The sequence below is a fragment of the Microcoleus sp. PH2017_09_SFU_O_A genome, from assembly GCF_020738625.1.
GTDB lineage: Bacteria > Cyanobacteriota > Cyanobacteriia > Cyanobacteriales > Microcoleaceae > Microcoleus.
Genome location: NZ_JAEQCF010000081.1, coordinates 23,090 through 43,605, shown reverse-complemented (window position 1 = coordinate 43,605; position 20,516 = coordinate 23,090). Strand labels below are relative to the sequence as shown.

18 protein-coding genes are annotated in these 20,516 nt (G+C 45.9%); 14 read left to right on the top strand and 4 right to left on the bottom strand.

The genetic code is table 11. The annotated features are described in order from the left end of the window. Positions 1-166: 166 nt before the first annotated feature. A complete protein-coding gene (locus tag JGK16_RS25670; protein WP_293193186.1) occupies positions 167-1,462 on the bottom strand; it encodes a ribonuclease D in 1,296 nt (431 codons plus the stop codon). Between the two features lie 283 nt (positions 1,463-1,745). Next, positions 1,746-4,457, bottom strand: coding sequence for a DNA gyrase subunit A (gyrA, locus tag JGK16_RS25665; RefSeq protein WP_293179729.1), 2,712 nt, complete (start codon positions 4,455-4,457; stop codon positions 1,746-1,748). A 403-nt stretch (positions 4,458-4,860) separates the two neighbouring features. Here gyrA and JGK16_RS25660 point away from each other — a divergent pair, with 403 nt between their 5' ends. The 5 genes from JGK16_RS25660 (at position 4,861) to JGK16_RS25640 (ending at position 8,637) form a co-directional block, all read left to right on the top strand. Next, the gene (locus tag JGK16_RS25660) at positions 4,861-5,784 is read left to right on the top strand and encodes a histone deacetylase (RefSeq protein ID WP_293179726.1); all 924 of its coding nucleotides are present in this window, start codon (positions 4,861-4,863) and stop codon (positions 5,782-5,784) included. A gap of 60 nt (positions 5,785-5,844) precedes the next feature. Continuing rightward, positions 5,845-6,015, top strand: a complete 171-nt coding sequence (locus JGK16_RS25655) for a hypothetical protein (protein ID WP_293203473.1) — start codon at positions 5,845-5,847, stop codon at positions 6,013-6,015. A 149-nt stretch (positions 6,016-6,164) separates the two neighbouring features. Next, positions 6,165-6,353: a hypothetical protein gene (locus tag JGK16_RS25650; RefSeq protein ID WP_015175516.1), complete on the top strand. Its 189-nt coding sequence runs from the start codon at positions 6,165-6,167 to the stop codon at positions 6,351-6,353. Between the two features lie 759 nt (positions 6,354-7,112). Then, positions 7,113-8,135: an ATP-binding cassette domain-containing protein gene (locus tag JGK16_RS25645; RefSeq protein ID WP_293193188.1), complete on the top strand. Its 1,023-nt coding sequence runs from the start codon at positions 7,113-7,115 to the stop codon at positions 8,133-8,135. A gap of 166 nt (positions 8,136-8,301) precedes the next feature. After that, positions 8,302-8,637 carry a DUF433 domain-containing protein gene (locus tag JGK16_RS25640; RefSeq protein ID WP_293193185.1) on the top strand — a complete coding sequence of 112 codons (336 nt, stop codon included), beginning with the start codon at positions 8,302-8,304 and terminating at the stop codon, positions 8,635-8,637. Between the two features lie 106 nt (positions 8,638-8,743). Here the strand turns inward: JGK16_RS25640 and JGK16_RS25635 are convergent, their stop codons facing one another. After that, a complete protein-coding gene (locus JGK16_RS25635) occupies positions 8,744-9,358 on the bottom strand; it encodes a Uma2 family endonuclease (protein ID WP_293193184.1) in 615 nt (204 codons plus the stop codon). Positions 9,359-9,569: 211 nt separating this feature from the next. Here JGK16_RS25635 and JGK16_RS25630 point away from each other — a divergent pair, with 211 nt between their 5' ends. The 3 genes from JGK16_RS25630 to JGK16_RS25620 all read left to right on the top strand — a co-directional run bounded on the left by JGK16_RS25630 (position 9,570) and on the right by JGK16_RS25620 (position 11,888). After that, on the top strand, positions 9,570-10,328 hold the full coding sequence (locus tag JGK16_RS25630) for a Uma2 family endonuclease (protein WP_293193183.1): 759 nt from the start codon (positions 9,570-9,572) through the stop codon (positions 10,326-10,328). Positions 10,329-10,404: 76 nt separating this feature from the next. Continuing rightward, positions 10,405-11,292 (top strand): ABC transporter permease, encoded by an 888-nt coding sequence (locus tag JGK16_RS25625; protein WP_293179809.1) that lies wholly within the window; start codon positions 10,405-10,407, stop codon positions 11,290-11,292. Positions 11,293-11,501: 209 nt separating this feature from the next. Beyond that, a complete protein-coding gene (locus JGK16_RS25620; protein WP_293193182.1) occupies positions 11,502-11,888 on the top strand; it encodes a hypothetical protein in 387 nt (128 codons plus the stop codon). Between the two features lie 128 nt (positions 11,889-12,016). On the opposite strand, the gene JGK16_RS25615 is transcribed toward JGK16_RS25620, so the two are convergent. After that, positions 12,017-12,766 (bottom strand): class I SAM-dependent methyltransferase, encoded by a 750-nt coding sequence (locus JGK16_RS25615; protein WP_293179693.1) that lies wholly within the window; start codon positions 12,764-12,766, stop codon positions 12,017-12,019. A gap of 292 nt (positions 12,767-13,058) precedes the next feature. On the opposite strand from JGK16_RS25615, the gene JGK16_RS25610 reads away from it, so the two are divergent. From JGK16_RS25610 to JGK16_RS25585, 6 genes are all read left to right on the top strand, one after another. After that, complete coding sequence (locus JGK16_RS25610) at positions 13,059-14,534, top strand: adenylate/guanylate cyclase domain-containing protein (protein WP_293179690.1); 1,476 nt, start codon at positions 13,059-13,061, stop codon at positions 14,532-14,534. Between the two features lie 284 nt (positions 14,535-14,818). After that, entirely contained in the window at positions 14,819-16,324 is a 1,506-nt protein-coding gene (locus JGK16_RS25605) for an adenylate/guanylate cyclase domain-containing protein (protein ID WP_293193181.1), read from the top strand. A 129-nt stretch (positions 16,325-16,453) separates the two neighbouring features. Beyond that, positions 16,454-17,761, top strand: coding sequence for an adenosylmethionine--8-amino-7-oxononanoate transaminase (bioA, locus tag JGK16_RS25600; RefSeq protein WP_293193180.1), 1,308 nt, complete (start codon positions 16,454-16,456; stop codon positions 17,759-17,761). A gap of 17 nt (positions 17,762-17,778) precedes the next feature. Further along, positions 17,779-18,846 (top strand): biotin synthase BioB, encoded by a 1,068-nt coding sequence (gene bioB / locus JGK16_RS25595; protein ID WP_293179681.1) that lies wholly within the window; start codon positions 17,779-17,781, stop codon positions 18,844-18,846. Between the two features lie 128 nt (positions 18,847-18,974). Continuing rightward, positions 18,975-19,586, top strand: coding sequence for a class I SAM-dependent methyltransferase (locus JGK16_RS25590; RefSeq protein ID WP_293193179.1), 612 nt, complete (start codon positions 18,975-18,977; stop codon positions 19,584-19,586). 156 nt (positions 19,587-19,742) lie between these two features. Beyond that, positions 19,743-20,417, top strand: a complete 675-nt coding sequence (locus JGK16_RS25585; protein ID WP_293193178.1) for an SDR family oxidoreductase — start codon at positions 19,743-19,745, stop codon at positions 20,415-20,417. Positions 20,418-20,516: the final 99 nt, after the last annotated feature.

Genomic DNA, 20,516 nt, shown 5'->3' with positions numbered 1-20,516 from the left:
GGTACGTAGTTGCGCTTCAGCGCTCTTTCATACATAAGATAAAGAGCGCTGAAGCGCAACAACATACCTTTGCGGGATTATTTTTTAGGTACGTAGTTGTGCTTCAGCGCTCTTTCATACATAAGATAAAGAGCGCTGAAGCGCAACAACATACCCAAGATATTACTTAAAACGGGATTTCCTCATCTTCATCTTCCACAGTCTTAGCCGTCATCCGCCAACTGGTAATATACTCAATCTGCACATCAATTGTGTTAATCGCATCCCCCAACTGCTTTTGGATGTATTGAGTCAGAGTCACCATAAAATCCAATTCAACTCCCGCAGATTGCACAACTTTAGCCAAGCTAGCAAAATCTACCTTCAAAATCGAAGAACTAGATAACTTAAAATCAGGAGTATTGCTCTTATTTTGCACCAACATTGCTTTTTTAATCCGTTCTTTCAGATGCTCAACTTCCGAATCCAGCAACTTCCATTCAGGGAAAATTTCTTGATACCTTTTCCCCAATGCCGTTAAATCTTCACTCTCGGGTTCCGGCACAATTTTCTTAGCAGTAGATTTTCGCCGCTGCTGTACATTAGAATTCAACCGCCAACTAGCAATATCCTCAACTTGCAAAGATGGATGAGTAATAAGTTCACCTAACTGTTTTTGAATTTCTTTCGTCAGTGTCACCGGAAAATTTAAATCAATTTGCTGAGTTTGTGTCAGTCTCGCCAGCGTCATAAAATCAACTTTCATAGTTATCGAACTGGAAAGCTGAAAACAAGAGCTATCTTTGAGCTTTTGCGCCATCATTCCTGCTTTAAATCGTTCTTTGACTTCAGCTATTTCTGAATCAAGCGGTTTCCACTGAGATTCTATTTGCTGATATTTTTTCCCCAAGGATATCAAGTTTTCCGTTGCGGGTTCGGGGTAAGATTGGGCAATAATTTCTAGCAGGCGCTGATGCACTTTAGCTAAATAAACTGCGTCTATCTTGGCATATTCTAGCTGCTTCTGGGTCAGGGGACGCTTTCCCCAATCGCCGCTTTGTTCTGTTTTATCTACATAAGTAATGCCGCAAAGTATTTCGATTAATGTTTTGAGTTGTCGGTTGGGTAAGGGCAGGATATAAGCTGGAATCTGTCTCGACATTTTTAATGTACAAGTGACATTTTTGGCGTCGTCATTACCCAGAAATCTGATGTCATAGCTGGCGCTGTGGAAGACTTTTTCAATATCTGGATTGACCATGATTTGGTTGATGAAGTCTTTTGCCAATTCAGGTTGATCTAAGACATCTAGTAGAAACGTGGCATCTCCTGTCGCATCGGTGGAGTCAGCTAACACTTGAATTAGAGATAATCTGGGGTTCGATTTATAGTCTGCTATTTCTGTGTCAACCCACAGGATTTTAGCTTGCGAAAATTTAGCGATGAGTGCTTTGATGTCGTTTGCTGCTGTTAAATAAGGCATTTTTACAGACTTTTACTATTAACTTTATGCTTATATTATGCTATAGCAATTATCGTGTCAATTGTCAATGATTGAAGTGCCGGACATGGAATTGCACATTAGTGTTAACTTAACGTCAAACGTAATAGCGGTCTGCTGTTTGATTGTCATCATACAAATTAGGTACGTTGTTGGGCTTTAGCCCTCTTTCCTGATACCAGGAAAGAGCGCTGAAGCGCAACTACATACCTTAACCTTAAAAAGCAGTAAGGGTGCACCGCAGCGCACCCTACAAACCATTAACCTAGGACTCTTCTGCTGCTTCCTCAGATAGCGCTTCTTCGATCGACTCTTCACCCGAAGCCGGCACCAAAGCCACAGCTACGATCGAATCATCCTCATCCAAGCGCTGCACCCGCACGCCCGTTGCAGTCCGGGATTGCGTGGAAATTGCACTCACAGCTTGACGGATAATAATACCTCGGTTGGTAATAATCATCAATTCGTCATCTTCGTTGACAATTCGCAGCGCAGCTACCTGATCCTTGCCCTTTTTCGACTTGAATTTGGTAGCAGTTAATCCCTTGCCTGCCCGTCTTTGTAGGCGGAATTGAGAAACAGGAACTCGCTTACCGTAGCCGTTAGTTGTGATTACCAACACCGAAGGAACTTCGCTATTAACTGTGGGAATTTCTTCGGCATCTTCGCCTTCAATTTCCTCAGCTTCCAGTTCTAATTCTTCGTCTTCCAATTCCACATCGCCCGTTTCCAATTCAGCAATTTCTACTCCTTCAAATTCCGAGTCGCCCGTTTCTAACGGAGCAATATCTGTTCCTTCCAATTCTGAATCTTCTGTGTCAGCAATTTCGGCAACAATGGAACTTGGCAAGATGTCCATGCTGATCAACTCATCGCCCGATCGCAATTTCATTGATTTCACACCCCGAGTCGCCCGGCCAACCGGACGCAACTGCTCGTGATTGGTGCGGAAGTGAATCGCCATACCTTGGCGCGTACCGATGATGATGCTGTCACCAACTTTTGCTCTCCGCACCCAGCGCAATTGGTCGCCTTCTTCTAGAGAAATCGCGATTAACCCATTAGTGCGGATGTTCGCAAAAGCTGAAAGTGCAGTTTTCTTGATGTAGCCGCCGCGAGTTAGCATCACCAAGTATTCTTCGCTGGTGAATTCTGTAACTGACACCATAGAAGTGATTTTTTCTTCTATAGGAATCGGCAACAGTTGCACCACGGGAGTGCCGCGCGCCGTCCGGGAACAGACGGGAATTTGATAAGCTTTGAGAGAGTAAACTACGCCTCTGTCGCTAAAGAACAAAACGCTGTCGTGATCGCAACAGGAAAGGAAATGTTCTACTCCGTCATCTTCCTTCATTTTCGCGCCTGCTTTGCCACGAGTAGCGCGACTTTGGGCCTCGAAAGTGCTGACAGGCATCCGCTTGATGTAGCCTTGCTCTGTGATCAGAATAATTGCTTGTTCGTTGGCAATTAAATCTCTTTCATCGATTTCTCCTTCGGCGTGTTCGATGACGCTGCGTCTGGGAGTGGCGATTTTAGTTTGAATTTCGACTGCTTCAACTTCAGCGATTTCTAAGATCCGTTCCCGGCGCGCCAAGATATCTTCCAAATCGGTGATTTTTATTCGCAGTTCTTCGTGTTCTTGCTGAATTTTTTGTGCTTCCAATGCTGTCAAACGCCGAAGCTGCATTTGCAGAATTGCGTCGGATTGCTGTTCGGAAAGACCGTAATTCTCGATCAATTCTTGTTTGGCAGCGGCGGAGTCGGCAGCGGCACGAATTAGGTGAATAATGGCATCTAAATTGTCTAGGGCAATTAATAAGCCTTGCAGGAGATGGTCGCGTTCTTCTGCTTTGCGGAGTTCGTATTGAGTCCGGCGAGTAATTGTCTCAATGCGGAAGTCTAGGAAGACATTGAGGAATTGTGAGAGCGTCAGTAGTTGGGGTTCCCCGTTTACTAGCGCTAACATATTGGCTCCAAAATTTGATTGGAGCGGTGTTTGTTTGTAGAGGTTGTTGAGGACGACGCGGGGATAGGCGTCGCGTTTGAGTTCGATCACGATCCGCATTCCGTCTCTATCGCTTTCGTCGCGAATGTCGGAAATCCCATCTAATCTTTTGTCGTTTACCAGTTCGGCAATTTTCTCAATTAACGCTGCCTTGTTTGTTTGGTAAGGCAATTCGGTGATAATAATTGCTTCTTTGTCGGGGCGGCCGGCGTGTTCGATGGTTTCAATGCCGGCGACTCCGCGCATTGTAATCGAGCCGCGCCCGGTGGTGTAAGCATCGCGAATGCCGCCTCTGCCGAGAATTTGCCCGCCGGTGGGAAAGTCCGGGCCGGGAATGTACTGCATCAATTCCAGGTCAGTAAGGCCTGGATTGTGGATTAGCGCTACCAAACCGTCAATTATTTCGCCCAAGTTGTGCGGCGGAATGTTGGTGGCCATCCCTACGGCGATCCCGGAGGAACCGTTGAGCAAAATTTGGGGGATGCGTGCGGGGAGTACGAGGGGTTCTTGTTGGGAACCGTCGAAGTTGTCGCCGAAATCAACTGTTTCGCAGTCGATGTCGCGCAGCATGGAGTCGCTCGTCAGGGCTGTGAGGCGACATTCGGTGTACCGCATGGCAGCGGGCGGGTCGTTGTCAACGGAGCCGAAGTTGCCGTGGCCGTTGATCAGGCGTTCGCGCATGGAGAAATCTTGAGCCATCCGCACCAGGGCGTCGTAAACTGCTGTATCTCCGTGCGGGTGATACTTGCCCAGCACCTCCCCGACGACGCGGGCGCATTTGCGGAATGGTCGATCGGGAGTCAAGCCCAATTCGTTCATGGCGTAGAGAATGCGTCGGTGAACGGGCTTGAGACCGTCCCTAGCATCTGGTAGCGCCCGACCGACTATTACGCTCATGGCGTATTCCAAGTACGATCGGGACATCTCACCCCCCAGATCCGTCGGGATTATCCGCGACTCAGAGATACTCATAGGTTGAAAAACTCCGCTAAAACTTTAAATTTGACCGCTATAAATCCCCAAAATGCGATAAAATCGATTTGGATTCAGTTGAGCTGCCAAATATTGCAAATTACTCCTAAAATTATATCACAATTTGCCCTTAACTTTATGGGAAAGTTGCCAGAAAAATTAAGGGACGAAACAAGGGAAATTTGTAAATTGACAGTTGGTGATTTAGTCATCAATTGGCAAAATCTAAAAAGGTTTTTTTAGGCGGTCTGGTTTCATGCTTTGGTGAGTTTTTTTGAGGGCTATATAAAAAATTAAAATGGTGGCCCGATCGCAATTTTAATTTCACAAAACCGAAGGCCTTCTTAAAGCAAACTAAAAATCTAAAATCTAAAATCTAAAATCTAAAATCTAAAATCTGCTGATGCTACCCGTCATCTATTCCGAAGATTTTTTGCTGCACAAGACTGGAATGCTTCACCCAGAGCGACCAGAACGTTTGACGGCGATCGTCAATGCTCTGAAAGCTGCTCCCTGGGCCGATCGCATTGAGTGGCAACTCCCCACCCCAGTGGCGCAGCGCGAACCAGAACTGCTCTCGGCGATCAAAAAAGTTCACGCGCCAAGATACATCAAAGAAGTCGAACATTTGGCTCATCGTGGAGGTGGCTACCTCGACGGTGACACGCCGATTTCTGCTGAAAGTTACGACGTAGCGCTGCTGGCGGCGAGTGCTTGGCTCGATGGGGTCGATCGAGTTTTAGCAACCAACGAACCGGCTTTTACGATCGCCAGACCGCCGGGACACCACGCCGAAAACAGCCGTGCGATGGGATTTTGCTTGTTTTCCAACGCTGCGATCGCAGCTCGCTATGCCTTGGAACAGCCGGGAATCAACCGCGTCGCCATCCTAGACTGGGACGTGCACCACGGCAACGGCACTCAATCTTTGGTGGAAAACAGCAGGCAAATCGCCTACTGTTCCCTGCACCAATCTCCCTGCTATCCAGGAACCGGAGATGCTGACGAGCAAGGTGCTTACAACAATGTGCTGAATATTCCCCTGTATCCGGGTGGCGGCATAGCTGAATACCTGAGCGCCTTTGAATCTCTTGTCGTACCGTTTTTGTCAAATTTTGAACCAGATTTGTTGATTGTCAGCGCCGGTTACGACGCAATAGCCTCGGATCCGCTGGCCAGCATGAATCTGGCGCCGTCAGATTTCGGTACTTTCACGGGATATTGCCTACAAATCACTCGCCGCATAGCCTTCGGTTTGGAGGGCGGTTACGCGCTGCAAGAGTTGGCCGAGTCGGTTGTAGCGACTATTGACCGGTGCCTCAATTAGCTGCAAAATTGGCAGACGGGATTAGGAGGTTGAGAAGGGATTAGGAGGGGATTGACAGCAATGGCGGGCGATCGTCCAAGCTCAGATTTGTCGATCGCCCGATCGGCCTTCTCTCCTCGAACCTCTCCCCTCTGCCTTCTGCCCTCGATCAACTGTCAACTGTCAACTGTCAACTGTCAACTGTCAACATCTGTGACAAGCATCACGAATTTAAAAGATCCGAGTCACTGAGCGTCTAAGTCTCAGTCACAAATTTTTAGCCTAAAAATCACACCGTGTCAATGTTTTCGATCGCAGGAATCGGCGATCGGACAGAGCATAATAGGACTACGATCAGCCTGTAATATTTTAATATCTCTCAATCAACTAGGAGGTTTATCATGTCCGTTTCCCAAATGACACTCGAAGAATTATTTGGTCAGGTCATGTTCTCTAGTGTCGTGACTCGCCACGACCGGAGACAGCTAAGATCCGCACTCTTAGAAAGAACCCTGAATGAAGATGAGTATGCCATCATCAACCGACTGCTGTACAATGTGCGTCGCGGTTGGGTGAAAATTGTCGATTAAAGACCCAGCACCCAACCCCCGAGCGAGAAAGAAGTTCATAGCCTTTTCAATTTTCGCTTAAAGAATTGGTAATGACTGATGATTATCGGGGTATAGAACATGGGCCTACAGTTACATTCTTTTGCAAACTGGATAAAATTAGAACTTGCCACTTAGGGAAGTTTTCCGTGTTTTTAAGCGACAGTTTAATGTTTGGAGAGCGGTGTTAATGATTCTAATTGCGATCGACATCCGCCTAGAAGTAGAGATATTTATAAAATAACAGGTTTCGGGTGCATCTCTACTTGTTTAAAAAATGTGAGTTTTGAGTTGCTAACTTCCAAGTTAGAATTAACTCAAAACTCATACTTGTTTGGAGGTAACAGAAGAAGGAAGAAGGAAGAAGGAAGAAGGAAGAAGGAAGAAAGAAGAGGGTAGAAGGTAGAAGGAAGAAGGAAGAAGGAAGAAAGAAGAGGGTAGAAGGTAGAAGCAATCGAACGTAAGGTTTTCAGTCATTAAGAATATCTGAACCGTCGAGCGCGGTTGCTAGAAAATTTTATATTTGAGATTAGGAAAGAGTGAGGGCGATCGGGATTAGGAAGCGCTATCAAGTGCAAAAATTTTAAACCGTTATCAAAAATCAAAACAATCAGCAGTTTCGCGTTGAGTCGGAATGTGCGATCGCCACAAGCACAGGAAGTCGGAACGTGCGATCGCCCATTCCGGCAAATTAAGCCCAGAAGTGTCAAAATATTAACAACCAGTTCATCCTTAAAATATATGGCTCCCGCCGTTTTAATTGAAAATCTTCAGAAACGCTACGGCACTGTAGAAGCCGTTAAAGATGTTTCCTTCAAGGTAGAACCGGGGGAAATATTTGGTTTGCTAGGCCCCAACGGTGCAGGCAAAACCACAACCCTGCGGGTACTATGTACCTTGAGTGCCCCTGATAGCGGACGTATTGAAGTGTCAGGCATTTCAGCAGTCAGCCAGCCGAGAATGGCCAGACAGAAACTCGGCTACGTCGCCCAAGAAGTCGCTCTCGATAAGGTGTTGACAGGGCGCGAACTCCTGCAATTGCAAGCGGCGCTTTACCATTTGCCGCGCAAGACTATTAAAGGGCGGATTGACGAAATGGTGAAACTCCTCGGTTTGGAGGAATGGGAAAATAAAAAAACGGGTACCTATTCCGGCGGTATTCGCAAGCGCCTCGACTTAGCTGCTGGATTGCTTCACCAGCCGGATGTTTTGGTGTTAGACGAACCGACTGTCGGGCTAGATATTGAGAGTCGGGTGGTAGTGTGGGATTTCCTGCGCCGCTTGCGGGAGGAAGGTACGACGGTGTTGATTACCAGCCATTATCTCGAAGAAGTCGATGCTTTAGCCGATCGCGTGGCGATTATTGACAAGGGTACGGTGATTGCACAGGGGACGCCGGAGGAGTTGAAAAATCGCGTTGGGGGCGATCGGGTGACTTTGCGGATTCGGGAGTTTTCGCCACTGGAAGAAGCCGAAAAAGCCCAAGCTTTAATGGAATCTCTGCCTTTCGTCCAAGAAGTAATTATCAACAGCGCCCAAGGAAATTCTCTAAATTTGGTAGTAACACCGCACAGCGACGCGCTGGTGACAATTCAGCAAGCCTTGAAAGATGCGGGACTTCCTACTTTTGGGATTGCTCAATCTCGTCCGAGTTTGGATGATGTGTATTTGGCGGCGACTGGTAAAACGCTGTTGGATGCGGAGTTGGCTGCTGCTAGCAATCGGGATTTGAAGGCTGAACAAAAACAGGCAATGCGATCGTAGTTTAGTTTAGGTGGTTATTATGGGTGCGGGGTCAGAAACCCGGTTTCTCAGGAAAATCTGGTTGGGTGACGAGAAATCTGTAAAGAAACCGGGTTTCTTTGGCCTTAGTCCTATTTAAGATGATTCGACGGTTGAATACGATAGTAATTTTGGGAGATATTAATAAATGAATCTTGTTTTAGAAGTTGAAGCACCTCCTTTCCGAGAAGATGCAACAGGTGCTATTCGGGTGGGAAACTCAAGAGTTTTGCTGGAATTGGTGATTCGAGCTTTTCAAGATGGTGCATCGCCGGAATCCATTGTGCAGCGTTATTCTACTGTGTCATTGTCTGATGTCTATAGTGCGATCGGCTATTATCTCCGACACCAGGAAGTAGTGGAAGCTTATCTCAATTATCGCGAGAAATTAGCAGATTCCGTTCATCAGCGTTTGTTGGGCATTCAACCCGATTTGACTGTTGTGCGATCGCGTTTGTTAGCCCAAAAAAATCTTGAGGGTTAACTATTTTGTAAGGTGCGTCGCTGTGAGATTGTCGATCTTTTTGAGGATTTTTGATGGCGACGCACCCTACAGCTACTGTCAACTGTCAACTGTCAACTGTCAACTGCTATACATCCAATACTTGCTCTGCTGTCAGCGCTAATTCTGGGAAAGTTCGGGAAATAATTCGCTCATTTCCTCGAAAAGCCGTCATTTGATAAACCCCATTTTCATCAAGCAAGTAAACAAAAACTGTAGGAACTTTCGGATTACCTAAATAATCGCGACTTCCCAAAGCTAAATAATCGACAATCCAGTATTCCGAAATTCCCAGACGCTGATATTCATCCAGCTTATCGATATAATCATCTTCCCAATTGGTCGATACAACTTCTACAACTAATTGCAGCGGTTCAGTTATGGCTGAGTAGGCAAAAGGCTGTGATTCCCAGAGAGTTTTATTTATTACACTAACATCAGGATGGCGACCTTGTTCTCTACCATTTGAGGTTAAAGTCCTCACCATGAATCTGCCAGACACCCTGTAATTGAGGGGGACGCGATCGATTTCTTTATCAAACTGTTTGACAAGGAAATAGGCAAGATCCTCGTGCAGTCTTATTGGTAATATTCTCACAATTTCTCCATTGACAAGTTCATAGCGGCCTTCTTCATCGGGAAGTTGCTTTACAAATTGCTCGAAACTGAGCATCTGCTTAGGTTGGGTACGAATTGCGGTCATGGTTTTCTCTCATTTAGGTAGATTAGGACTTAGGATGGTGGCCCAGAAACCGGGTTTTTTTCCCGAAAGATGCGTTATACACCGTAAATTCGGTAAAAAACCCGGTTTCTTTAATCGGAGTGCGTTTAGGACTGTAGATATTTAAGACTATTCTGCAACCATTTTAACATGAGGATATAATTAAAACTATTGCAGCCAAAAGGTGAACGGCATGGTTCAACAACTCGTCCCACAAACAACACAACAAATCATCTATCCCGACAGCGACGGTCAACCAATGGCAGACAACACCAAACAATTCCGCTGGATTGTCACAATCAAGGAAAACCTAGAAATCTTATTCGCGACTTGCGCTGACGTATTTATTGCCGGCGACTTACTCTGGTATCCCGTCGAAGACGATAACAAAACTCGCAAAGCACCTGATATATTAGCAGTCTTTGGTAGACCAAAAGGAGACAGGGGATCTTACAAACAATGGGAAGAAGATAATATTCCACCTCAAGTGGTTTTTGAAATATTATCTCCTGGAAATACCAGCACAGAAATGCTCAGAAAACTATTCTTCTATCAAAACTACGGAGTTGAAGAATATTATATTTATGACCCAGATACCTTAGAATTTACAGGTTCTCAACGAGTGGGCGATCGCCTAGAAGAAATCCCAGAAATCAACGGTTGGGTCAGCCCCCGCTTGGGTATACGGTTTCAACTCACACCAGAAACCCTGGAAATTTACCGCCCAGACGATCGCAAATTCCTCACTTCTGTAGAATTAGATCAACTTCGAGAACAGGAAAGCCAACGGGCCGATCGCGAACAGCAAGAAAAAGAACTTGCTCAGCAAGAAAAACAACTCGCTCAACAACAGCTAGAAGCAGAACGTACTCTGCGACAACAGGAACAGCAACGCTATCAAGCTTTAATAGAATTGCTGCGAGAAAAAGGCATTGACCCTCAACAATTGTAAGGCCGATCGCCCGCCCAACACCAATCCCTCCAGACTTGCTATCCTAAAGATAGTTAAATTTAATCCACAAGCAATTATGAGCGGTACTGTTACATCCCCCAACCTCAACCAGCAGCGGCCACTCACCACGCCATCCGCTGACACTTCGAGTTCCCTGCTGGCCGACTTCATCCAAGAAACACTAGCCTTAACCAAGCGCCTGTTTATTCAATTGCAGCGCCGCCCCTCCACCCTAGTTGCAGGAATTATTCAGCCGCTGATGTGGTTGGTTTTATTCGGAGCTCTGTTTAAAAATGCACCAGCCGGCTTGTTCGGCGAAAGCCAGAATTACGGACAATTTCTTGGCGCAGGCGTAATAGTTTTTACTGCATTTGCAGGCGCGCTGAATGCCGGTTTACCGATTATGTTCGATCGCGAATTCGGATTTCTCAACCGCCTGTTAGTCGCGCCCCTGGCTTCGAGATTTTCCATAGTCCTCGCTTCGGCGATTTTTATCGTCACCCTCAGCTTTATCCAAACAGGCACAATCGTTACGGCGGGAGCCTTTTTGGGTTCGGGATTCCCCGGACTTGCTGGACTGGGCGCGATCGCCCTAATTGTCCTACTATTAGTTTTGGGAGTCACCGGCCTCAGTCTCGGTTTAGCCTTCGCCCTTCCCGGTCACGTAGAATTGATTGCGGTAATTTTTGTTACTAACTTGCCGCTATTATTTGCCAGCACCGCCCTCGCGCCGCTGTCGTTTATGCCAGACTGGCTGCAAGTTGTCGTCACTCTCAATCCTCTCAGTTATGCGATCGAACCCATCCGCTATTTGTACCTCCACAGCGATTGGTCGCTAGCTAGCGTCGTAATGCAAGCTCCTTGGGGTACAGTTACCTTTGGAGGAGCGCTATTAGTCCTGCTGGCGTTTGATTTGGTGGCGCTCCTCAGCATTCAACCGCTGCTGCGACGACGGTTTGCTTAGATCGCACGGCGGTTGAAACCGCGTCTACAAAAACCAAGTCCGCCTCCGCGGACTGAAAAAAATAACGTAATTTAAACTGGTCTTCTTCAACCCGCGGAGGCGGGTTTTGTCTATGTAGACGCGGTTTCAACCGCCGTCTTCGTTTATTAGCTGTCAGTCAGAATATTGTTGAGATACAATTGTTTTTTTGAAAGTAGAACTAATCAATCATGAACAGCAAAACTTCTAAATCGGGCAAATTGATGGTGCGGATTGCTGCAAGTGCGATCGCCACCAGTGCTCTTTTGTCACCTCAAGCAACCTTCGCTCAAGCCAGCGGTTTAAATAATAACAACCCCCAACCGCTGCAAGACTTTCAAACTAAAGACAACACCGACCCTTTTTCCGGCCGCAGCACCGGAGGCGGAATATTTGATTTAATTCACAGATCCAGACTCGGAGGTGGCCGCAGCATCGAAGAATTCAATACTGAACAGCGCCAAAATTTGAACGACGCCGCCGCCGATTTTCGCAACAAACAGCGCCAAATGCTGGAAAAACAAGCAGCACCTGCACCGGGGGCGGCACCTACAGAAATTACTGCCCCCGCCCCTTAAATTTACAACTGTTGTTTGCTCATTTCCTAGTCCGCGAAGGCGGACTTCGTTTGACTTGCGACAGCGATTTCAATCCCCCAATCTGCTTTGTTTGACTCGCGACAGCGATTTCAATCGCCCAATTTGCTTTAACTAACAAACCCCCCAAACACCGCCATACCGTAGTATTTCCAAGGAACTGCCACAGTCTCAAATCCAGCATTTGCCAGCATTTCCAACTGTGCCGCAACTGTCGCTAGGCGATCGGGATTAGAATAGCCGTAAGACACACTCGTCCCCACACCAGCACGAATTGTGGCTAAAGTTTCCCCCTGACTTAGCGCCCAATCTTCTCGCGCCGCTTGATAAATATCCTTCATTACTGCTGATTCTGCCAAAACAGGATCGGCATTCCAAAAACAGCCGCCAGCAGTTAAACTTTCGCGAATCCGTTGAAACAACTTCAACTTCATTTCGTCCTCAAGATGGTGAATTGCCAGAGATGAAATAGCAGCATTAAACTTATCCCCCAAACCTAAAACATTTGGATTGTTCGCCCATTCTCCAAAATCCAATTCTATGCCAGTCCACCGCGCTGCGTATCCGGCCGACTCTATTTTGGTGCGGGCAAAATCAAGCATTCGCGGCGAATAATCCACAGCAAATATTTCCGCAGACGGGTAGCATTGCAGAACTTTTAAACTCAGTTCCCCCGTACCGCAGCCGAGTTCTAAAATGCGGTGGTTGTTGCTAGCAATGCAGCCAACTAATACATCCAGCATTTCGTCATATTTAGGTAAAAGTCGCCGAATGCCCGTATCAAAATCCGCAGTGTTGACAAAAACTTCTCCCGGAAAAATTTCATTGCGTGCAGGTGAGACAGTAGAGTCAGAATTCACGATCGCCAATTAGAGACTACAATCGTCATCCTAACCGAAATAGAGCAAAAAGTGCATGAAGTAGGGAAACGGCACGGCGCCGTGTGCTTACCGATATTTTATTTCATTTAGATTAAAAAATATATAAAGTTATGCGTACTGTTACGGACAAGGGAAACACTCGCGGTAAACAAGAATTAACCATCCCTTGCACTATCGAGTCTTGCTTTACAGCAAAACACTCTGAAAAAGCAGTGTTATGTTAGTAGTGCATAAAATTAAATCAATATCGAACCTCACATTTGAGGATAGCATGGACAAATTGATTTCTCGCAGTCTGGCTGCCATCAACCAATTAATTTACAAGCGAATTCTGCTTCTGATGACAATTTTATTTTGTGTAGGCGTAGGAGTAGCGATGGCAAATATGTCTCGTCTTTCCTCTACCCTAATACAAGCGCAAGCCCTCCAAAATGCTACACTTTACGCCCAAGCTATTAAAGAAGCCCGCACCCTTTACAGTTCTGATGTTATCAGTCCTCTCAACACAAAGAAAGCGATTAACTTTACCCACGACTACAACCCAATATCAACAAAAGTAACAGTTCCCGTACCTGCCACCTTCTTAATAGAACTCGGCAACCAGATTACCAACAAAAATCCCGAAGTATCAGTTCGTCTCTACAGCGACTACCCGTTTCCCTGGCGGCGAGAAGAAGGTGGTGCCCGAGACGATTTTGAGCGTCAAGCTATTACCTATTTGATGCAAAATCCAACCGGACAATTTTTCCGCACTGAGGATTTTCGCGGTAAGCCCGCATTTCGATATGCCCAGGCAGATCGTCTCCTTCCTAGTTGCGTTAACTGTCACAACACTAACCGCGATAGTCCTAAAAAAGACTGGAAAGTGGGAGATGTGCGCGGGATATTAGAAATTACTCAACCTCTAGAAACCATTACTCAAAAAACTAGAAGCGGACTGAAAGACCTGTTTTTACTGTTAGCAGGACTTTCAACTTTAGGCATCGCAGGATTAACTTTAGCTCTCAGCAGGTTGCGCCAAAATGCTAAACAATTAGAACAGCGGGTCAGGGAACGCACGGCACAATTGCAAGAAACTAATGTAGAATTGTTGAAAGAACAAGAAAAAAGCGATCGCCTGCTGCTCAATATTTTACCCGAATCCATTGCTGCCAAGCTAAAAGACGGTCAAAGCAGCATTGCTGACGGCTTCGCCGAAGTCACGATTTTGTTTGCCGATATCGTCGGCTTTACCGTGCTTTCAGCGCAAATATCTCCCGAAGAACTGCTAGTTTTTCTCAACGAAATTTTTTCGGCCTTCGATAATTTGACAGAAAAGTATGGCTTGGAAAAAATCAAAACAATAGGAGATGCTTACATGGTAGTCGGAGGTTTGCCAACTCCCAGCACCAACCACGCCGAAAGCATTGCGGAAATGGCTTTAGATATGCAGGAGGAATTAGCGAAATTTAATGCCAAACATCATTCAGGAATTAACATTCGGATCGGCATCAATACCGGGCCTGCGATTGCGGGAGTTATTGGTACCAAAAAATTCATTTACGACCTCTGGGGCGATGCCGTCAATACAGCAGCCCGCATGGAATCCCACGGAATTGCAGGCGCGATTCAAGTCACAAAATCAACTTACGATATCTTGCAAAATAAGTATCTGTTTGAAGACAGAGGAATTATCCATGTCAAAGGCAAGGGTGATATGAATACTTATTTACTTGTATCCCGATTAGTTAGTGTAGTTTCGGTTTAATTTGTTTATTATATTATTAAGGAGCTAGCCAATACGCTTGGGATCGGAAGACCGGGCGGTTGAAACCGCTTCTTGTCAAATAAAACCCGGATGGTGCGCGGGTTGAAGAGCGGGCGGTTAAAATTACGCTATCTTCTTTCTTCAGTCCGCGGAGGCGGACTTCGTTTGTGTAGGCGCGGTTTCAACCGCCGTCTTATCTTCATTGAAAAACCCAAAATTTATTACAAGAAACCCAGTTTCTTTTCCTATGTCCTAAATTAGCCCTTTGCAGAAGACTAAATTTTATGTCAGTGCACATTTTATCATTCTTGGAGTTTTTCAAATCTCGCTTGTCTAGACAAATAGCTTTGTGGGTGTTTGCTAGTATTCTTGTGATAGAGGGAATTATTTTAGTTCCCTCTTATTTTCGGCGCGAAAATGAACTTTTAAATCAACTGGAACAGGTATCTCACGCGACTGTTGAGGCTCTAGAGGTTTTGCTAAAACAAGATATTTACGATCGTACTGTCTTTGAAGAAGAAGTCAAAAATATTACTAAGGATTCTCAAGTAGTATTAGGACTATCTATTTACCAATTTGACGACCAGCTAATATATCAACTTGGTGAAGCACCCAAAATTGATTTGGATGAACTAAAACTTGCTCGTATAATTCGCCAGAAAACTTTCGATGGCAAGCGCTACGATATTGCTTGGACAGAGCGACATTTGGGAGGAGATTATACGTTAATTGTTCGGCATGATGCTTCTACTGTTCAACCAGAACTATACGCATTTATAGGGCGGGTTGCTATTTTAGTTATTATTATATCAGCCTTTGTCACTTCTGTAACTATGCTGTTTTTAGGGGTGACAGTAATTGCACCAATCTTGAGATTGCGCGATGATTTGATCGCTGCGGGAGTAGCTTTGAGCAAAGATCGAGAAAAACCTGATTTCTACTCTCTCTCTGTCAAGCGCGATGACGAGTTGGGAGAAGTTATGGTCGCCTTCAATCAAATGTTTCAACGAGTTTACAAGGAAATTGCACAGCGGAAACAAGCTGAGGAAATATTGCGCGCCGAACAAGAAAAGTCGGAACGTTTACTGCTAAATATTTTACCTGAAATGATTGCCGATCGCCTAAAACAAGGTCAGATAAATATCGCAGATGGATTTGCTGAGGTGACGGTGCTGTTTGCGGACATTGTGGGCTTTACCGAAATATCCTCTCGCACGTCTCCAGCAGAATTAGTCGAACTGCTGAACAAAATATTTTCAGCTTTCGATTGCTTAAGCGAGAAATACGGCTTGGAAAAGATTAAGACAATCGGTGACAATTATATGGTAGCAGGCGGTTTGCCACTTCCATCTACAAATCATGCAGAATGTATTGCCGAAATGGCGATGGAAATGCAGCAAGAAATTATGAAATTTCGCGACGAATCCGATATACCTCTCAGTATCCGCATTGGAATTAATAGCGGGCCTGTGGTAGCCGGTGTCATCGGTACTAAAAAGTTTATTTACGACTTGTGGGGAGATGCTGTAAATACAGCAAGCCGCATGGAATCCCAGGGACTCCCTGGTAAAATTCAGGTTAGCGGCTCAACTTATGAATTGCTGCGCGATCGGTATGTGTTGGAAAAACGCGGTAAAATCAATGTTAAAGGAAAAGGAGCAATGACGACTTATTTGCTGATTGGCAGAAAAAATTTAACTGACAAATTCAACTATCGCCCGGGAATACCGGATCTGGCGGTAGACGTTTCAGCGCCCCCGCCCCCCAACACTAAACTAGATTTTTTTTAACGAACCGCGAAGGCGCAAAGGACACGAAGAAAGGAAGAAAAGAGAAGAAGAAAGAAGAGAAGATAAAGGGTTCACAATTGAGTTACAATTGCTTTAAAATGCAGGTTGATATTAGTGGCAGGGGTAAAAATGACTGCGAAGCAGGAACATAATTCTTCAACTTCACCAATTTGGCAGCCCTTCACGCAAATGAAAACTGCTCCGGCGCCGCTGAAGGTAATTAGCGGCAAAGGATCGCTGCTGGAATTAGAAGATGGGCGGCTAATTCTTGACTGTATTTCTAGTTGGTGGGTGACGATTCACGGGCACAGCCATCCTGTTCTGGCTGAGGCTCTTTACGAACAAGCCAAAAAGTTAGAACACGTAATCTTTGCGGGATTTACTCACGAACCTGCACAGAAACTTGCTGATAAGTTGATAACTCATACGCCTGATTCTTTGACGCGGATTTTCTTTTCTGATAATGGTTCGACTGCTGTTGAAGTTGCTCTGAAAATGGCGTTTCAATATTGGCTAAATCTCGGAGAAACTAACCGCACTAGCTTTATTGGTTTTGAGGGAGGTTATCACGGCGATACTGTGGGCGCGATGTCTGCGGGTAGAAGTTCGCTGTGGTGGGAACCTTTTGCGCCTTTAATGTTTGCTGGGGATGTTGTGCCTTTTCCTGCGACTTTTGATGGCGATGATGAGGTGGAAAGCAAGGAGGCGGCGAGTTTGGAGAAACTTGAGTCTTTGTTGAAGCATGGGAAGGGGTATGCGGGAATTTTTATCGAACCTTTGGTGCAAGGTTCTGCGGGTATGCGAATGTGTCGCCCTGAGTTTTTGCGGGCGATCGCACAAATGGCCCGCCAGTTTAATGTATTGTTGATTTACGATGAGGTGATGACTGGTTTTGGGCGCACGGGCGAACTGTTTGCTTCTGTTAAATCTGACACTGCACCGGATATCCTGTGTTTGTCTAAGGGATTGTCTGGCGGCTGCTTGCCAATTGCTGTCACAATGGCATCGGAGCATATTTATCAAGCTTTTTGGCGAGATGAATCGGACAAAGCTTTTTTTCACGGTCATTCTTATACCGGAAATCCCTTAGCTTGTGCGGTGAGTGTAGCATCCCTGGAGCTTTTGGAGCAAAACCCAAATGCCTATCAAGGAATGGAAAAACTGCACCGCAAATACCTGAATCAATGGCTGATAGATCATCCTAAACTCGAACGGATTCGGACTTGCGGCACTATCGCAGCAATGGATGTGAAAACGGAAAGCGTTTCCGGTTATTTTAATGACATCGCCCCTGTATTGAAAGCCAGATTTCTGGAAGCGGGGTTTTTGCTCCGCCCCTTGGGAAATACGCTTTACTTGATGCCTCCCTACTGCATTTCTCCTGATGAACTCGAATCGATTTATCGGATAATTCGTCAGGTTTTGGATACTCTGTAAACCCTTAAATTTTAGTAATGAATTTACCCAATTGGAACGATTTGGCTGATGACTCGCTGGCGGGAAAATGTCTCTCTCGCGAGCAATCTTTGGCTGTATTGCGCGCGCCGGATGAGGTTTTGCTGGAACAACTAAACGCAGCTTATCGGGTGCGCCACCACTACTGGGGAAACCGCGTCAGGTTGCACTATTTGTTAAACGCTCAAAGTGGTCTTTGTCCTGAAGATTGCCATTATTGTTCTCAGTCGAAAATTTCGAGTGCGGAAATAGAAAAGTATCCGCTGTTAGCTAAGGAAAAAATTCTGGATGCAGCCCAACGCGCAGCAGATTTAAAAGCTGGTACGTTTTGTTTGGTGATTTCTGGCCGCCAACCGAGTGCATCTACTTTCGATCGCGTTTTGGATGCTGTAGAAACGGTCAAGGCTAATCATAACCTAAAAATTTGTGCTTGTTTGGGGTTGTTGACCGAGGAGCAAACTCACCGTTTAGCTAAGGCGGGAGTCGATCGCGTAAACCACAATCTCAACACTTCCGAATCGTACCACACGGACATCTGCACAACTCACACTTTTGGCGATCGCGTGGAAACAGTCGAAAACGTCAAAGCAGCCGGAATCACAACTTGTTCCGGCGGAATTTTGGGGATGGGCGAATCGGATGACGATGCGATCGATTTGGCGCTGTCGCTGCGGAATTTGGGCGTTACGAGCGTACCGGTCAACTTTTTTATTCCAATCCCCGGAACGCCCTTTGCGGACGTTAATCGCTTAAATCCGCGCCAATGTTTGCGGATTCTCTGCTTGTTCCGATTTTTGCTTCCCAGCCAAGAAATTCGGATTGCTGGGGGACGGGAGGTGCATTTGCGATCGATGCAACCTCTGGGACTTTACCCTGCTAATTCGATCTTTGTGGGCGATTATCTCACAACTCCCGGACAAAGCGCCAATCAAGATTGGGATATGATTCGAGATGCAGGATTTGCGATCGAATCTCCAGAAGATCGGGGATTTGCGATCGAATTTTCCGAAGATAAGACGGCGGTTGAAACCGCGTCTACACAAACGATGTCCGCCTCCGCGGACTAAAGAAGATCACCTAATTTTTACCGCCAATTCTTCAACCCGCGGAGGCGGGTTTTGTCTTTGTAGACGCGAATTTCATTCGCCCGGTCTTTTTGAATGAATCAATTTTAAATCATACAAGAGGGGGAATTGTGGATAAACGCGAAGAAATTACGATCGCAGAATACCAGACAACCGCCGAATCTTTCCGAGAAGGAACATGGCATCACGACGTATCCCAAAATCGATCCGCACTAACCGCTGCCATGCCCCGCAACCCCGGTAAAATACTCGATATAGGATGCGGGCCCGGACGAGATTTAGTAGCATTCAAGAGCCAAGGACATACCGTTGTAGGCTTAGATGCAACTCCAGCTTTTGTACAAATAGCAAAGAAGTTATCCGGCTGCGAAGTTTTGCAGCAATCTTTTCTTGAACTCGACTTACCAAAGGCTGAATTTGACGGTATTTTTGCCAATGCTTCCCTAATTCACGTTCCCAGCGACAACATGGTGAAAGTGCTGCAAGATTTGCACAAAACCTTAGTTGTTAGCGGTGCAATTGTCATGTCAATGTGCCGGGGAAATTGGGAAGGCTACGACGAGCGGCCGACGGGAAAACGCTATACTGCGGGATGGGAATACGAAACTTTAGCACCTTGTTTGGAACAAGCAGGATTTGCCATTGTCAGCCACTACTACCGCCCTCCCGGTTTGCCGCGCGAAGCTCAATCTTGGGTAGTAATAGTCGGCAAAAAAATCTAACGTAAATTAGAAATTGCGAATCTTTCCCCTCTCTTCCTCTGCGCCCTCTGCGCCCTCTGCGGTTAAAAAAAACAAAACTCACCAATTAAGCGAGAATTGTTGTACAATAAACCACAGTCAAAAAACAACTACTGCCCAAATTAAAACAAAATTAATATGACAGATAAATTCCACATCTTTTTAGCAGGTGCTAGTCGAGGCGTTGGCTTAGAAATCGCCAAATGTTTGGTAGCACAAAATGTACAAATAACTGCACTTTTGCGATCGCCCAACCACCGCACCGAATTAGAAGCAATGGGCATCAAAGTCATGACAGGCGATGCTTTGGATACAGCGGCTGTAGAAGCTGCGATCGCTGGAGGCGCACCAATCAATGCCGCAATCAGCACCATTGGCGGCTTACCAAAAGATGGGGAAAGAGCCGATTATTTGGGAAACAAAAACTTGATTGATGCTGCTGTCAAAGCAGGCGTGCAAAAATTTATTTTAGTTTCATCCATCGGTAGCGGTAACACTGCTGCGGCTTTACCACCGCAAGCTTTAGAAACGTTGCGCCCGGTATTACTTGAAAAGGAAAAAGCCGAAAATCATTTAATCGCAAGCGGGATGATTTATACTGTAATTCGTCCGGGCGGACTGAAATCGGAACCTGCAACGGGCAATGGTGTTTTAACAGAAGATTGTCGAGTTGCGGGAACAATTCACCGGGCGGATGTCGCCCAGTTAGTTTGTCAGTGTTTAGTTTCTGATGCTGCTAATAATAAAGTTTTGTCGGCAGTTGACAAGCAAATGGTTTATGGGAATCTCGAATATGAGGTATTAAATTTCTAGGGGCGGGCTAGAAGCCCACCCCACAAGATAATTCATTGCTTGTGGAACAGGCATCTTGCCTGTTCAAAAAAATTCTGGGCGGGCTAGAAGCCCACCCCA

Bases quoted from the DNA above. Each gene is read 5' to 3' on its own strand.
- JGK16_RS25670 (WP_293193186.1), bottom strand. From the start codon at position 1,462: ATGCCTTATTTAACAGCAGCAAACGACATCAAAGCACTCATCGCTAAA.
- JGK16_RS25610 (WP_293179690.1), top strand. From the start codon at position 13,059: ATGGACAAATTGATTTCTCGCAGTCTGGCTGCCATCAACCAATTAATT.
- JGK16_RS25585 (WP_293193178.1), top strand. From the start codon at position 19,743: ATGACAGATAAATTCCACATCTTTTTAGCAGGTGCTAGTCGAGGCGTT.
- JGK16_RS25635 (WP_293193184.1), bottom strand. From the start codon at position 9,358: ATGACCGCAATTCGTACCCAACCTAAGCAGATGCTCAGTTTCGAGCAA.
- bioA (WP_293193180.1), top strand. From the start codon at position 16,454: ATGACTGCGAAGCAGGAACATAATTCTTCAACTTCACCAATTTGGCAG.
- JGK16_RS25620 (WP_293193182.1), top strand. From the start codon at position 11,502: ATGAACAGCAAAACTTCTAAATCGGGCAAATTGATGGTGCGGATTGCT.
- JGK16_RS25655 (WP_293203473.1), top strand. From the start codon at position 5,845: ATGGCGGGCGATCGTCCAAGCTCAGATTTGTCGATCGCCCGATCGGCC.
- JGK16_RS25605 (WP_293193181.1), top strand. From the start codon at position 14,819: ATGTCAGTGCACATTTTATCATTCTTGGAGTTTTTCAAATCTCGCTTG.
- JGK16_RS25645 (WP_293193188.1), top strand. From the start codon at position 7,113: ATGGCTCCCGCCGTTTTAATTGAAAATCTTCAGAAACGCTACGGCACT.
- bioB (WP_293179681.1), top strand. From the start codon at position 17,779: ATGAATTTACCCAATTGGAACGATTTGGCTGATGACTCGCTGGCGGGA.
- JGK16_RS25660 (WP_293179726.1), top strand. From the start codon at position 4,861: ATGCTACCCGTCATCTATTCCGAAGATTTTTTGCTGCACAAGACTGGA.
- JGK16_RS25640 (WP_293193185.1), top strand. From the start codon at position 8,302: ATGAATCTTGTTTTAGAAGTTGAAGCACCTCCTTTCCGAGAAGATGCA.
- JGK16_RS25625 (WP_293179809.1), top strand. From the start codon at position 10,405: ATGAGCGGTACTGTTACATCCCCCAACCTCAACCAGCAGCGGCCACTC.
- gyrA (WP_293179729.1), bottom strand. From the start codon at position 4,457: ATGAGTATCTCTGAGTCGCGGATAATCCCGACGGATCTGGGGGGTGAG.
- JGK16_RS25630 (WP_293193183.1), top strand. From the start codon at position 9,570: ATGGTTCAACAACTCGTCCCACAAACAACACAACAAATCATCTATCCC.
- JGK16_RS25650 (WP_015175516.1), top strand. From the start codon at position 6,165: ATGTCCGTTTCCCAAATGACACTCGAAGAATTATTTGGTCAGGTCATG.